12 protein-coding genes are annotated in these 13552 nt (G+C 72.7%); 6 read left to right on the top strand and 6 right to left on the bottom strand.

Annotation, left to right across the window (positions count from 1 at the left end; translation table 11 throughout):
- Positions 1-54 precede the first annotated feature (54 nt).
- Both BIU94_RS10635 and BIU94_RS10640 read right to left on the bottom strand, forming a co-directional pair.
- Positions 55-1134, bottom strand: coding sequence for a hypothetical protein (locus BIU94_RS10635; protein WP_071259112.1), 1080 nt, complete (start codon positions 1132-1134; stop codon positions 55-57).
- A 184-nt stretch (positions 1135-1318) separates the two neighbouring features.
- Positions 1319-2371 carry a M23 family metallopeptidase gene (locus BIU94_RS10640; protein ID WP_071259115.1) on the bottom strand — a complete coding sequence of 351 codons (1053 nt, stop codon included), beginning with the start codon at positions 2369-2371 and terminating at the stop codon, positions 1319-1321.
- Positions 2372-2554: 183 nt separating this feature from the next.
- Here BIU94_RS10640 and BIU94_RS10645 point away from each other — a divergent pair, with 183 nt between their 5' ends.
- Positions 2555-3049 (top strand): hypothetical protein, encoded by a 495-nt coding sequence (locus BIU94_RS10645; RefSeq protein ID WP_071259119.1) that lies wholly within the window; start codon positions 2555-2557, stop codon positions 3047-3049.
- Positions 3050-3149: 100 nt separating this feature from the next.
- Here BIU94_RS10645 and BIU94_RS10650 read toward each other — a convergent pair whose 3' ends face one another.
- Positions 3150-4841 carry a sodium:proton antiporter gene (locus BIU94_RS10650; protein WP_071259122.1) on the bottom strand — a complete coding sequence of 564 codons (1692 nt, stop codon included), beginning with the start codon at positions 4839-4841 and terminating at the stop codon, positions 3150-3152.
- A gap of 149 nt (positions 4842-4990) precedes the next feature.
- On the opposite strand from BIU94_RS10650, the gene BIU94_RS10655 reads away from it, so the two are divergent.
- Positions 4991-7201, top strand: coding sequence for an NADP-dependent isocitrate dehydrogenase (locus BIU94_RS10655; protein ID WP_071259125.1), 2211 nt, complete (start codon positions 4991-4993; stop codon positions 7199-7201).
- Between the two features lie 158 nt (positions 7202-7359).
- Here the strand turns inward: BIU94_RS10655 and BIU94_RS10660 are convergent, their stop codons facing one another.
- Together BIU94_RS10660 and BIU94_RS10665 are read right to left on the bottom strand one after the other, a co-directional pair.
- Complete coding sequence (locus BIU94_RS10660; protein ID WP_071259128.1) at positions 7360-7812, bottom strand: DUF3817 domain-containing protein; 453 nt, start codon at positions 7810-7812, stop codon at positions 7360-7362.
- A gap of 38 nt (positions 7813-7850) precedes the next feature.
- Entirely contained in the window at positions 7851-9275 is a 1425-nt protein-coding gene (locus BIU94_RS10665; protein WP_071259131.1) for a DUF4832 domain-containing protein, read from the bottom strand.
- Positions 9276-9427: 152 nt separating this feature from the next.
- Here BIU94_RS10665 and BIU94_RS10670 point away from each other — a divergent pair, with 152 nt between their 5' ends.
- Both BIU94_RS10670 and BIU94_RS10675 read left to right on the top strand, forming a co-directional pair.
- On the top strand, positions 9428-10204 hold the full coding sequence (locus BIU94_RS10670; protein ID WP_175472080.1) for a ThuA domain-containing protein: 777 nt from the start codon (positions 9428-9430) through the stop codon (positions 10202-10204).
- Positions 10201-11358: a PP2C family protein-serine/threonine phosphatase gene (locus tag BIU94_RS10675; RefSeq protein ID WP_071259137.1), complete on the top strand. Its 1158-nt coding sequence runs from the start codon at positions 10201-10203 to the stop codon at positions 11356-11358. The genes BIU94_RS10670 and BIU94_RS10675 overlap by 4 nt, the downstream gene beginning before the upstream one ends.
- Before the next feature lie 48 nt (positions 11359-11406).
- On the opposite strand, the gene BIU94_RS10680 is transcribed toward BIU94_RS10675, so the two are convergent.
- Positions 11407-11850, bottom strand: coding sequence for a hypothetical protein (locus tag BIU94_RS10680; RefSeq protein WP_071290517.1), 444 nt, complete (start codon positions 11848-11850; stop codon positions 11407-11409).
- A 225-nt stretch (positions 11851-12075) separates the two neighbouring features.
- On the opposite strand from BIU94_RS10680, the gene BIU94_RS10685 reads away from it, so the two are divergent.
- Complete coding sequence (locus BIU94_RS10685) at positions 12076-12687, top strand: hypothetical protein (protein WP_071259143.1); 612 nt, start codon at positions 12076-12078, stop codon at positions 12685-12687.
- Complete coding sequence (locus tag BIU94_RS10690) at positions 12684-13376, top strand: DinB family protein (protein ID WP_083404750.1); 693 nt, start codon at positions 12684-12686, stop codon at positions 13374-13376. Before BIU94_RS10685 ends, BIU94_RS10690 begins: the two co-directional genes overlap by 4 nt.
- The last annotated feature ends 176 nt before the right edge of the window (positions 13377-13552 follow it).

A 13552-nucleotide genomic window follows, 5' to 3' on the forward strand; every position in this document is an offset into this window, starting at 1 on the left:
TCGGCCGCTCCCCGTCAAGCAGGCCTCGTGCTGTGCGTACCGACGGGGCGACCGTCACTTTGTCGGGAGCCGCCAGACGTGTGATGCGGGCGGCTGCTGCTCCTGCAACACGGTCACTTCATCCGCGACGCGCTCGGTCGCTCGGATCACCAGTGTCGCTCGATGGCGTCCCATGAGCGTCTTGACGCTCGATCCACTCGGCCACCGGTTCAGGACCACAGCGAGCGGGATGATGTTGAGCGCAGCGCCGAGGACGACGGTCCACGGCAGTCCGTGCGCCGCGAAGATCACGGCTGGCGCGATCGCGAGGGCCACAGCCCAAACGCCCGCGACCACTTGGCGTACAAGAGCCTGCTGCTGAGGTCTCCCGGTCCACTTCGTTCGCCAGTTCCACGCGAGAGCGGAGACGGCACTGAGGACCAGGGTCAGCCACGCCGCTTCGAACAGCAGCATCGCGGGGTAGGAACTGGGCTCTCCGCGGAACGCGATGGTGAACAAGAGGATCACTGCACCGTAGGTGGCCGCGAGCGTCACCACCGCGATCAGCAGGAGCGTGCGGCCTGCTGAAGGATGTTCCGCCTTGCTCCACAGGGTCGGACCAGCGGCTTCGAGGCGTTCGAGATCGGCACTGGCCATCCGGAGGCGTTCGGACACGGCGCCGAACACCGTTGTCCCTGCCATGGTTGCGGCGGCCACGACGCCGGCCCAGAACAGCGTGGCGATCCAGATGTCGGGCCAGAGGCGTGGACGGGCGATCGCGCTGCTCACCGCCAGTGCGAACGCGCCGGTGAGGACCCCGGCTATGACACGCTCGAGGATCACTGTGGCTCGGCGCGTGCGTGCGAGCGTGTCCTCGTCGGCGTTTGCGCGGAGTTGCACGTACGGAACACCGAGAAGGGCCAGAGCCACAGTGACGGCTGTCTGGAACAGACCGAGGCTCTCTGCGATGTGTTGCCCGAGGTTGACGACGTCGTTGCCGACGAAGGAGAGCCGGCCGCCGTTGAACAGTGCTGAGGCCGCGGCCATCGACAGGATGGTGACGTACAGCAGTACGACGGCGATGAACGTGATCTGTCCGAACGCCGCTCGTCGGACCTGACGACGGCGGACGGTCTCGTGATTGCGCTGATCCATGAGGACTCGACTGTAGGGAGGGCGGCCGACATCACGCGGCAGCGGGCACCGATCGCAACGCCTGTGGAAAGCTGGTTTGAACGCTGAACGCTGAACGCTGAACGCTTCGGTCCGGCACCCTGGCGGGTCGGGTGGGGATCACGTTGGTACGGCGCCCACTCCCGGACCGTGCTGCGGGAGGGCGTCAGATGGTGAGCGAACGACCGATGCGGGCCTCGAGCCACGCTTCGGGGTCGATCGGGGTGATGCCGTCCATGAGGACCTCGAGGTGCAGGTGCGCACCGGTCGAGACGCCGGACGAGCCGACCAGCCCGATGAACTCGCCCGCCTCGACCTGGTCGCCGACCTGCAGCGGCGACGATCCCGGGATCATGTGCCCGTAGAGCGTCGAGACCTGGCGGCCGTCGATCACGTGGTCGATGACGACCGCGTTGCCGTACGAGAAGTACGTGCCCGAGACCCGGACCGTGCCGGCGGCGACCGCGCCGATCGGCGTGCCCATGCCCGGCGTGAAGTCGAGGCCCTGGTGCAGCGACGAGCACGCGCCGCACGGGGCCGCGCGGTACCCGAAGCCGGAGCTCATCTGCACCGGACCGGGGAACGGCGACCGGACGGCACCGCCGTACGACACCGCGTCGTCGGACGAGTCCGGGCCGCTCGCCGTGCGGGCCGAGCCGCCGCCGACGGTGAACCCGTCGCGGGACAACCCGGAGGCGGTGACGGCCTGCGTCACGGCGTAGTCCTGCGTGCGGACCATCGGCGCGATGGTCGAGGTCGCCATCGAGGTGCCGGCGCTGGCGTGCGCGGGCATCGCGGACGCGGCGAACAGGGCGATGGCCGCTGCGGCGCTCGTGAGCGTGATGCGGCCGGCCCGACCCGTCCGCGAGCGACGCGGGGCGGGTGCGGGGGCTGGCGCGGTGACGGAGGGGCGGCGGACGACGCGCGTGATGCGGCGGTCCACGTGCTCGGTCGTCGAGCGGGCGGTCGTCGCACGACGCCCGGTCGGCACGGCGGCGGCGGCCTGCACGGCCGCCGCGGGCTGCACGGCGACCGGCTGCTGCACGGCGACCGGCTGGTGCGCGGCGCGCTGCTCGGAGCGCTTCTCCGGGCGGGGCGTGCGGGCTGCGCGACGCTCGGGCTTCCGCGCCGCGGCGCGCTCCGCCTCGAGTGCAGCACGACGGGACAGGTGCACCACCGGGGTCGCCGGGTGCTGGTCGGGTTCGTGTGCAGTCGTCATGGCCGCCCACCATTCTGCACGACTCTGTCGCTTTGTACAGAGACTTTCGTGATCTTCTCGTTACCGAACCGGGTCGCACCGATGACCCGCCGTCCTGGGAAGGGCCTGGCCGTCGGGCGGTCGGCGGCCCCCCGCGTCCGAGGATCGGTAGCGTCGGGACGGAGCGACGGAAGGACCCCCACCATGGCCCGATCGCCGCACGAGCGGCCCGGACCGGTCGACCTGGCGTCGGCCGACGTCGTGCTCGCCGGTACCCAGGAACTCCTGCCCGTCCTGCGCGCCGCCGCGGTGCGCGCGGGCATCGACGCCGCACGGATGCGGGTGGTCGGCGTCGACGACCCACCGGACCCCGACGAGACCTGGGACGCGACGCTCGCGGTGATCGCCATCCGACGACCGGGCGACGACCCGGCGTTCCACCGCGCGCAGGCGGCGGCCGAGTCGATCGACCCGCTCCTCGCCCCCGGGGCCGTGCGCGTCGTGGTGACGGTGTCGGGGCTCACCCGGCTCGCGCCGAAGCTCGAGCGCACCCTGACGTCCGAGGTGCTGCACCAGATCGGCGTCGCGTCGGCGTGGTCCGGGTTCCGCCGACCGTTCCGCGGGCTGCGGATGCGGCTCGGGCTCGCAGGTCTGCGTGCGTCCGGGGTGCGGGTCTTCCGGATCTCGATCGGCACCTGACCGGCGTCCGGCCGGCGCGGACCGCCGGTCGTCCCCGTTCCGGTCCGCCGGTCGTCAGTACTGCGCTCCGCCGGTCGTCAGCGCTGCGGTCCGTCGGTCGTCAGTGCTCCGGTCCGCCGCGGAGCTCCAGGGCGATCTGCTCGGCGTCCAGGTTCTGCAGCATCGACTCGAGCACCTCGGCGTCGAACGTGCCGTCGTCACGGGCGTCGAGCACCGCGGCGCGCTGCGCCTCGAGCACCGCGAGGCGCCGGGCCTTCTCGCGGCCCATCCACGCACGGAGCTCGACGGGATCGGCCGCGCGCAGCTCCTGCTCGGTCGCCGGGGGCCGTTCGCGTTCGGCGGGCACCTGCGTCGCCGCGTCCCGCATGAACTCGAGCAGCCGGTGGCGTTCCTCGGTGTCCTTCGCGTCGGTGTCCGTCGCCGGCGCGGCGATCCGGCGGAGCAGCGGGCCGATCGTGCCGCCCTGCACCACGAGCGACAGCAGGGCGACGGCAAAGGCCACCAGGACCAGCAGGGATCGCTGCGGGGTGCCCTCCGGCAGCGTCTGCGCCGCGGCGACGGTCACCGCGCCGCGCATGCCCGCCCACACCACGGCCGTGCCCTCCCGCCACCCGAGCGGCGCCTGCGTGTAGTACGCGATGTCGGCCAGGGTCCGGCGGATCCGGGTCGAGAACCGGTCGAGCTCGCGTTCCGACGGTGCGCGACCGCCCGGGCGGTGCTCGCGGATCACCTCGCTCATCGCGTCGCGGTCGCCGGCGTGCATCTCGGCGAAGCGGTCCCGCATCCGCTCACCGCGGGCGGCGCCCTTCGACAGGGCGAACAGGAGCGGGGCGACGTACGCGGCCCGGACGAGCACGGTGAGCACGAGGGCGCCGACCGCGACGAGCAGCGCCGGACCGATGCCGGTGTGCTCCCGTTGCACGTCCCCCAGGATCCGCGCGAGCTCGAGCCCCATCGTGAGGAACACCGCGCCCTCGAGCACGAGCTCGACGGTCCGCCAGTTCTGCGCGTCCGACAGTCGGTGGCCCGGCGGGAGCCGGCGCGGTCCGACGATCCCGGTGAACAGGCCGGCGACGACGGCGGCGACGAGCCCGGAGCCGCCGAAGTGCTCGGTCGGCACGGCCGCGACGAACGGCACCGCGAAGGACAACGCCGTGTTCACCGCGGCGCTCGGCACCCGGGCGCGGACGGACACGTTCAGCCAGCCCACGAACCAGCCGATGACGACGGCGACGGCGACGGCCTTCGCGAAGTCGCCGAGCGCGCCCCAGAACGAGAACGTGGTGCCCGCGGCGACGATCGCCGTGCGCAGGAGCACGAGCGCCGTGGCGTCGTTGAGCAGCGACTCCCCGTCGAGGATCGAGATCGCCCGCCGTGAGATCGAGGTCTGCTTGACGATCGAGGTCGCGACGGCGTCGGTCGGGCTGACGATCGCGCCGAGGGCGATGCCCCACCAGAACCCGAGGTCCGGCACCACCCAGGCGAAGAAGAGCCCGAGCACGAGGCTGCTCGCGACCACGAGCACCACCGACAGGCCGCTGATCGCGCCGAACTCGCGGCGGAAGTTCATCGACGGCATGGACACGGCCGACGAGTACAGCAGCGGTGGGAGCAACCCGGCCAGGATCCACTCCGGCTCGATCGTCGCGTCCGGCACCCACGGCAGCAGGCTCGCGACGATCCCGACGGCGACGAGCACGAGCGGGGCGGCGACGCCGATCCGGGGCCCGAGCACGGCGGCGCCCGCGATGGCGATGAGGGCGATGACGCCCACGGCGAGGAGTTCGGTCACCGTTCCAGGGTGGCACCCCACCGGCCGTCGGGGGCGGTGGGAACGCGTCGGGGCGGCGCGGAGCACCCCCATGTATCTTGATGTCGAGACATCCTGCGCCACGAGTACCGTGGACGTACCGACGGTCGAACAAGGGAGTACCCGCCAGCATGGCCAAGATCATCTACACCCTCACGGACGAGGCGCCGTTCCTCGCCACCCACTCCTTCCTCCCGGTCATCAAGGCCTTCGCCGGCACCGCCGGGGTCGAGGTCGAGACGCGCGACATCTCGCTCGCCGGCCGGATCATCGCCCAGTTCCCCGAGCGGCTCACCGACGAGCAGCGCGTGGACGACGCCCTCGCCGAGCTCGGCGAGCTCGCGAAGAGCCCCGAGGCGAACATCATCAAGCTGCCGAACATCTCGGCGTCCATCCCGCAGCTCAAGGCGGCGATCAAGGAGCTGCAGTCCCAGGGCTACGACCTGCCGGACTACCCGGACGAACCCGGCACCGACGCCGAGCGCGACGTCCGCACCCGCTACGACAGCGTGAAGGGCAGCGCCGTCAACCCGGTCCTGCGCGAGGGCAACTCCGACCGCCGGGCGCCGCTGTCCGTCAAGAACTACGCCCGCAAGCACCCGCACCGCATGGGTGCGTGGTCGCACGACTCGAAGACGAACGTCGCCACGATGGGCGCCGACGACTTCCGGTCGAACGAGAAGACCTGGGTCGCCCCCGCCGACGACGCCCTGACGATCACCTTCGTCGCCGAGGACGGCTCCGAGCAGGTGCTCAAGCAGTCGATCCCGGTGCTCGCGGGCGAGGTCGTCGACGGCACCGTGCTGCACGTCGGCGCGCTCGAGCAGTTCCTCCGCCGCCAGATCCAGCGCGCGCAGGACGAGGGCATCCTGTTCTCGGTGCACCTCAAGGCCACGATGATGAAGGTCTCCGACCCGATCATCTTCGGCCACGTGATCCGCGCCTTCTTCCCCGACGTGTTCGACCGCCACGGCGCCGACCTCGCGGCCGCCGGGCTCACCCCGAACGACGGCCTCGGCTCGATCCTGGCCGGCCTCGACGCGCTGCCGAACGGCGCCGAGATCGCGAAGGCCTTCACCGACGGCATCGCCGCGGGCCCCGAGCTCGCCATGGTCGACTCGGACAAGGGCATCACGAACCTGCACGTCCCGAGCGACGTCATCGTGGACGCCTCGATGCCCGCGATGATCCGCACCTCGGGTCACATGTGGGGTCCGGACGGCGACGAGCACGACACCCTCGCCGTCATCCCCGACTCGAGCTACGCCGGCATCTACCAGGCGGTCCTCGACGACTGCCGCGCGAACGGCGCCTTCGACCCGGCGACGATGGGCTCCGTGCCGAACGTCGGCCTCATGGCGCAGAAGGCCGAGGAGTACGGCTCGCACGACAAGACCTTCGAGGCGCCCGGCGACGGCACCGTGCGCGTGACGAACCAGGCGGGCGACGTCGTCATCGAGCACCGGGTCGAGCAGGGCGACATCTGGCGCGCCTGCCAGACCAAGGACGTCGCGATCCGCGACTGGGTGAAGCTCGCGGTCACCCGCGCCCGCGCCACGGGGGTCCCGGCGGTGTTCTGGCTCGACCGCTCCCGCTCGCACGACGCCGCGCTCATCGAGCTCGTGCACCGGTACCTCGGCGAGCACGACACCGAGGGCCTGCAGATCGAGGTGCTCTCCCCCGAGGACGCCATGCGCTTCTCGCTCGAGCGCATCCGCCGCGGCGAGGACACCATCTCGGTCACCGGCAACGTCCTGCGCGACTACCTGACCGACCTGTTCCCGATCATGGAGCTCGGCACCTCGGCGAAGATGCTCTCCGTGGTCCCGCTGCTCGGCGGCGGTGGCCTGTTCGAGACCGGTGCCGGCGGGTCGGCCCCGAAGCACGTGCAGCAGCTCGTGCAGCAGGACTACCTGCGCTGGGACAGCCTCGGCGAGTTCCTCGCACTCGCGGTGAGCCTCGAGCACCTCGCCGGTGTGACCGGCAACGAGCGGGCGAAGATCCTCGGCGAGACCCTCGACCGCGCCACCGGGACCTTCCTCGAGGAGGACAAGTCCCCGGGTCGCAAGCTCGGCTCGATCGACAACCGCGGCAGCCACTTCTACCTGGCGAAGTACTGGGCCGAGGAGCTCGCGGCGCAGACCCAGGACACCGACCTGGCGGCGTCCTTCGCCGCGATCGCGGCGGAGCTCGGCGAGCAGGAGCACACCATCGTCGAGGAGCTCGTGTCGGTGCAGGGCCACCCGGCCGACATCGGTGGTTACTACCGTCCCGACGACGCCAAGACGAGCGCGGTCATGCGCCCGTCGGCCACGTTGAACGCGACCCTCGCGGCCCTGTAGCCGCGCCGACGACGGACGGGAGGCCCGGTGCCAGCTGGCACCGGGCCTCCTTTCTGTCCGTGGTCGCGACCACCACACCGAGTGAGCAGAAGACGTCGGGTCCCGACCGCGGACCCGACGTCTTCTGCTCACTCGGCGGCGCTGCGCCGCCGCGCGCGTCAGCCGCGCGGGACCGGGGGCCCGACGGCGAGCAGCACCGCGAAGACCAGGGCGACCGCGACGACGCCGACGCCGGCGGCGAGCCACGGGTGCCGCACCACGACGAACAGCAGGCGGTCCCAGGCCCCCGACCGTGCGTCGGGCGAGCGGCGCCAGGGCCCCTCGAGCATGCCGCGCCGGGCGACCGCGACCTCGAACGGGACGGTCGCGTACGGCACGACGGCGCTCGCCCAGCCGAGCACGAGGGTGCCGACCGACCAGCGCTGGTTGACCGCGACCACCGTCGTCACGACGAGGTAGGCCAGGAAGACGAACCCGTGCACGCTCCCGCCGATGCGGACGGGCAGGTCACCGAGTCCGAGCGCGTACTTCATGAGCATGCCCACGAGCAGCATGGTCCAGGTCACGAGTTCCGCGACGGCGAGGGCGCGGAACAGGGATCGAGGCGTCATGCCCGTCATCGTTCCGCACCCCGCCTGGGGAACCGGCGTCAGCGCCGGACGGTGACCGTCTGCCCGAGCCGGTTCACACCGGTGCGGGCGTCCCACGTGCCGACGTTCGCGGTGCGGATGGCGAACGCCGGGTCGTCGGCGATCGTCCGTTCGGGTGCCGGCAGGGCCAGCGCGACGTGCCAGGTGCCCCGCGGGACCCCGCGCAGCGACGCGGAGACGGTCACGGACCGCCCGGGCTGCCAGTCGCGGGCGTCGGCGCGGGTCGGCACGGTCACGGTGCGGCGGCCGTCCGTCAGGACGAGGTCGACCGGACGCGTGTTGTACGGCGCCGCCCAGCCGTCGTTCCGCAGGGTGACGGACACCGCGGCGGAACGCCCGGACGTGACGGTGCTCGAGGTCATCGTGAACCGGTAGCCGAGCTTCTTCGCGGCGTCCCGCACGCCCTCGGCGCCCCAGGTGGCGAGGACGTCCCGGTTGTAGTCGAGGTTGAGGTAGCTGTAGTGGTACCGGGCCATCTCGGCCGAGGCCGACGGGTACTCCGAGCGCGGGGCGTTCACGGCGCAGGTCTCCCCGCCGACGGGGACGTACCGCGACTCGGCGGCCAGGTAGTCCTGGTCGAGCGACAGTGGGTCGCTCAGGAACGTGCCGAAGTCGTCGGGGGACGCCAGGAAGCAGTCGTTGTGGTGCCCGATCCGTGCCGCTGCCGACCCGTCGTGCGCCTGCGCGGGGGTGAGCGCCCCGGCGGTGCCGGACGGCGTGCGCAGGGCGTCCTGCTTCATCTGCATCGTGCGGACCTGGATCGAACGCGAGGACGGCAGCGCCCGGAGTTCGGCGCGGACCACCTGGCGACGCGCGGCCTTGTCCGCCTCGGTCAGGACGCCCGGGTTCGCCGGGTCGCTGGCGAAGTGGTCGGTGTAGTAGCCCTCGCCCCAGAGGCCGATGAAGCCCTGCTGCAGGGTCGGGATGACGTCGGCGTTCCGGCGGAGCGTCGGGGTGAGCTGCTCGATGTGGGCGAGCACGGTGGGCAGGTCGGCGTCGCCGTACGGCGCCGTGTACGGGTAGTCGCCGCCCTGCACGTAGGCGAAGCGGGTGATGACCCCGATGCCGGCGTCGCGGGCGGTGTCGTAGTCGTGCTGCACGAGCCGGAGCCAGGCACGGCTGAGGTGCCGCTGGTCGACGAAGGCCTCCATGTAGAAGACGCGGACGATCTGCGTCACGCCCTCGTCGCGGTACCCGGCCAGGGTGGTCGCGTCGAGCGGCGTGTACCCGGTGCCGTCGGCGCGGTAGTGGGTCTCGGTGGTGTGGTCGAACCCGCGGGAGGGGTTCGCGATGACCGCGTCGCTCGCCGTGTACCGCACGGTCGAGGTGGACGGGTGACCACCGGGCGAGGCCGCCGCGGTGGTCGGGACGGCGAGAGCGATCACGGTCGCGGCGGCGACGGTGAGGATGGTGCGGTGCAGCATCGAGCGGACCCCTGTCCTCGGCGCGGGCGGTCGTCCGGCGCCCCTGGCACCGCCGCTCTGCGCGTTCGTGATCACAAACTAGGCGAACCGATCAGGAAACGCCAGGGTCGATCACCGGACCGTGGACGACGGTGTCCAGTAGCGTGGCTGGCATGTCGACGCCGACCGAGCCCCGTGACCTGCACATCGTCGTCTGGAACGAGAACGTGCACGAGACCCGCGGTGACGCGACGGTCGTCGAGCACTACCCGCACGGCATCCACACCGTCGTCGCCGACGGCCTGCGCGAGCACCTGCCGGACGCCGACGTCTCGACCGCGACCCTGCAGGAACCCGACCACGGCATCAGCGCCGAGCGCCTCGCCGCCACCGACGTGCTGTTCTGGTGGGGGCACGCCGCCCACGACGAGGTGAGCGACGCCGTGGTCGACCTGGTCGTCGACGCCGTGCACGCGGGCATGGGCCTCGTCGTGCTGCACTCCGGCCACTACTCCAAGCCGTTCAAGCGCCTGATGGGCACGACCTGCTCGCTGAAGTGGCGCAACGACGGCGAGCGCGAGCTCGTCTGGACGATTGCGCCCGAGCACCCGATCGCCGCGGGCGTCCCGCACCCGATCGTCATCGACCGCCAGGAGATGTACGGCGAGTACTTCGACGTCCCCCGCCCCGACGAGGAGGTCTTCCTGTCGACCTTCGCCGGCGGCGAGGTCTTCCGTTCGGGCGTCGCGTACCGACGCGGCCTCGGCCGGGTGTTCTACTTCTCGCCCGGCGACCAGGAGTACCCGGTGTACCACCACCCGGACATCCGTCGGGTGCTGTCGAACGCCGCACGGTGGGCCGCCCCCGTGTCCGGGCGACGCGAACTCACCGCCGACCCCCACCCGCGGGACTGGTTCCTGACGGACGGTGCGGGTAGACAGGGGGCATGACCGACCTGGAGTCCGCAGCGCGCCGAGCCGCCGTCGTCGAGGCGCTCGGCGTCCTCGGCAGCGGCCCGGAGGAACGCTTCGACCGGATCACACGGATGACGCAGGAGGCCTTCGGCGTGCCGCTGAGCTTCCTCAACCTGGTGCACGACGGACTCGTCACCGCGCAGTCCACCCAGGGCTGGAACCAGGGGCAGAGCGTCCCGGCCGAGTGGGTGTTCTGCGCGACGACGGTGCTCACGCCCGAACCGCTCGTCGTGCCGGACACCGTCCTCGACGAGCGGTTCCGCCACATGCCCGCCGTCACGGACGAGGGCATCCGCTTCTACGCGGGCGCGCCCCTGTCCATGCTCGACGGCACCCGGGTCGGCACCCTCTGCATCATGGACGCGGCCCCGCGGACGTTCTCCGACGAGGACCTCGCCCTGCTCGGCGACCTCGCCCGGTGGGCGGAACGCGAGCTCGGCCAGGCGATCGACCGCGGCCGGGTGCGCCGGGTGCTCGACGGGCTCGTGCCGGAGCCGGTCGTCGTGCCCGGCCACGACCTGGCCACCCTGGTGACGCAGCGCGAGGACGGCGGCGGCGACGTCGCCGACTGGCGCCTCGTCGCCGAGGACGTCCTGCACGTCACGGTCGGCCGCGTGGCCGCTCCGGGGCGCGCCGCCGGGCTGCTCGCGGCCGGGGTGCGCGGCGCCGTGGTCGCCCGCACGGACACCGCCCTGCCCGATGCGGTCGCCGGACTGGAGGCACAGGTCACCTCCGACCTGTCGACCGGCGGCGCCGTCGGTTCGCTCTTCCACCTGCGGCTCGACACGACGTCGGGTCACGCCGACTTCGCCGACGCCGGGCACGGACTCGCGGTGCTCGTCCGGGCCGACGGCAGCAGCCGGGCGCTGCACTCGCTCGACCTGCCGATGGGCCTGCAGCCCGACGCCGTCCCGCGCTCGTCCGGGGCGATCGACCTCGGTCCCGGCGACCGGCTCGCGATCTGCACGCCCGGCGTCCTCGCACTCGACGGCATCGGCCACCTGGACGCCCTCGCCGACCTCGTCCGGTCCGCGCCGGACGGTGCCGCGGTCGTCGACCACGTCCGGACCCTGCTGCCCGCCGGTGAACCGGCGCACGACGTCACGCTCGTGGTCCTCACCCGGCGCTGACGCCGTCGCCGACGCCGACGGGGCGGTACTGCACCCGTCGCGGTGCGGTCAGCGGCGCGGCGGGTGCTCCTGCCCGCGCGGGGCACCCGTCAGCGAGACCACGAGCAGTGTCGCGAGCGCGGCCAGCCCGGACAACCAGACGCCGAGCCCGGCGAGCTGCCAGTAGGCGCTGCCGACGCGCTGCGGCTGGGTGATCGCCTCGGGCCACCACGGGTCGACGAGCGGGAACGACCCCGGGAACGGGTCGAGCCCGAACACGACGAGACCGCCGAGCAGCATCACGACACCGACCGCCGCCGTCGCGCCGCGGCCCCGCCGGAGCAGGGCGACGACGAGTGCGGCCGCCATCCCGGCGATCCCGACGACGGCGAGCAGGAACGCGAGCACGACGACCGTCTGCGGGGCGAGCGCGACCCAGTCGAGCACCGCGATCGGCAGCAGCAGCCACCGCCCGGTCCGGGCCCAGCGTGCGGGGTTCCGCCATCCGTCCATGCGGGAACCGTAGGGCACCAGGCCGAACGCGTCCCGAGCGCCCAGCGACGCGGGTCCCCCCAGGGTCACACCCGCGTCACCGCTCCCTCGAGGATACGCAGGGACCACGGCCCCGCACCGGCCCCAGTTCGCGGGAGACGGGCAAGGACGAAGTGCTGGACGGCTGGCTCCCCGCGGGGCTATCGTCTCCTCACCATCCGTGCACAGCCGATCGGAGGGGCCATCATGACCCTCGAGTTCCGCGTCCAGCACGACGTCGCCACCGACGCCTCTCCCGCCCCCACCCGAACCGCCCGCACCGGTCTCCGCGGTGTCCTCGACCGCTGGGGCGACCGCCGTGCCGCGGCACGCGCCCGCCGGGTCGACGACCGCATCCGCGAACTCGGCGAGCTCGGCCACCTGCTCTCCGAGGCACGTGGCGTCGTCGAGCGCGGCTGGATCCAGCACGCCTGGTTCACCTACGTCGACGAACGCGGCCGGACCCGCACCGCGACCAGCGCCGCCGCGCTCGACGTGCAGGGCCGTCCGCTCGTCGGCGCCTGCCTGGTCGGCGCCGTCGTGTCGGCCGCCGGCGGGCCGCACGCCGTGCACTCCCCGCGGGTGCAGCACGCGCTCGACCTCGTCTGGCACGCGCTCGCGGCGGACGAGGGCACCCCGGTGCTGTGGTGCCCGGCACCCGACGTCCGGATGGGCCGCGTGCGGGACCTGACGAGCTGGAACGACGCGTCCGCGCGGACCTCGGCCGACGTGGCGGGGCTCCTGCTCACCGCGGAACGTGTGGCCGTGCAGGAGTCGACGCGCCTGCGCGACGGACAGGTGGCACGATCGAGGGCATGAGCAGCGCCGACGCCGTCCCCGAGGTCCACCCCGCCACGGCCGGCGGTCCGGCGTCGAGCGGCAACGCGGTGCTGTCCGACGAGGGCTCGACGCCGCACCCCGACGCCGCGGCCGTCAAGCAGACGCTGCACCGCTACCTGCAGAAGCACCGCGCCGCCCTGCTCGCGAAGCTCGACGGCCTGGCCGAGCGGCAGGCGCGGTGGCCGGTGACGCCGACCGGCACGAACGTGCTCGGCCTGGTGAAGCACGTCGCGGGGGTGCAGGCCGGGTACTTCGGTGCGGTCTTCGGGCGGCCGCTGCCGGACGCCCCTGCGTGGCTCGACGCCGAGGACGGGTCCGACATGTACGCCGCAGCCGACGAGACCCTCGACGACGTCGTCGCCTTCCACCACCGCAGCGCCGCGCACGCCGACGCGACCATCGACGCGCTCGACCTCGACGCCCGCGGCACGGTCCCGTGGTGGCCCGAGGAGCACCGCGAGGTCACGCTGCACCGGATCCTCGTGCACATGGCGTACGAGACGGCCCGGCACGCGGGGCACGCGGACATCGTGCGCGAGATGCTCGACGGCCTGGCCGGTGACGGCGACGGCAACCTGGCCGAGAAGACCACCGAGGAGTGGGCCGCCTGGCGCGAGCACCTTGCCGACATCGCCGAGCGCGCCGGCCTCCGCGGGTTGCACGCGTAGCCGACGCCGCCTCACGATCGTTACCGTTCTCCCAGGGTGGCGCCGACCCACCCCTCCTGACCGGGGGTTCCTGTCTGGGTGATCGTGCAGGATCCGCGCGGATCCGCCGATCCCGGTTGTACAAGCGCCTGCTCTGCTGCGTAGCCTCGGCCGGGTTCGTGCCCCGATCCGTGGGC

It is taken from the genome of Curtobacterium sp. MMLR14_006, assembly GCF_001864985.1.
GTDB lineage: Bacteria > Actinomycetota > Actinomycetes > Actinomycetales > Microbacteriaceae > Curtobacterium.

Coding starts and splice junctions, on each gene's coding strand:
- BIU94_RS10645 (WP_071259119.1), top strand. CDS start 2,555: ATGGCCCGATCGCCGCACGAGCGGCCCGGACCGGTCGACCTGGCGTCG.
- BIU94_RS10660 (WP_071259128.1), bottom strand. CDS start 7,812: ATGACGCCTCGATCCCTGTTCCGCGCCCTCGCCGTCGCGGAACTCGTG.
- BIU94_RS10690 (WP_083404750.1), top strand. CDS start 12,684: ATGAGCAGCGCCGACGCCGTCCCCGAGGTCCACCCCGCCACGGCCGGC.
- BIU94_RS10685 (WP_071259143.1), top strand. CDS start 12,076: ATGACCCTCGAGTTCCGCGTCCAGCACGACGTCGCCACCGACGCCTCT.
- BIU94_RS10675 (WP_071259137.1), top strand. CDS start 10,201: ATGACCGACCTGGAGTCCGCAGCGCGCCGAGCCGCCGTCGTCGAGGCG.
- BIU94_RS10635 (WP_071259112.1), bottom strand. CDS start 1,134: ATGGATCAGCGCAATCACGAGACCGTCCGCCGTCGTCAGGTCCGACGA.
- BIU94_RS10665 (WP_071259131.1), bottom strand. CDS start 9,275: ATGCTGCACCGCACCATCCTCACCGTCGCCGCCGCGACCGTGATCGCT.
- BIU94_RS10680 (WP_071290517.1), bottom strand. CDS start 11,850: ATGGACGGATGGCGGAACCCCGCACGCTGGGCCCGGACCGGGCGGTGG.
- BIU94_RS10670 (WP_175472080.1), top strand. CDS start 9,428: ATGTCGACGCCGACCGAGCCCCGTGACCTGCACATCGTCGTCTGGAAC.
- BIU94_RS10640 (WP_071259115.1), bottom strand. CDS start 2,371: ATGACGACTGCACACGAACCCGACCAGCACCCGGCGACCCCGGTGGTG.
- BIU94_RS10655 (WP_071259125.1), top strand. CDS start 4,991: ATGGCCAAGATCATCTACACCCTCACGGACGAGGCGCCGTTCCTCGCC.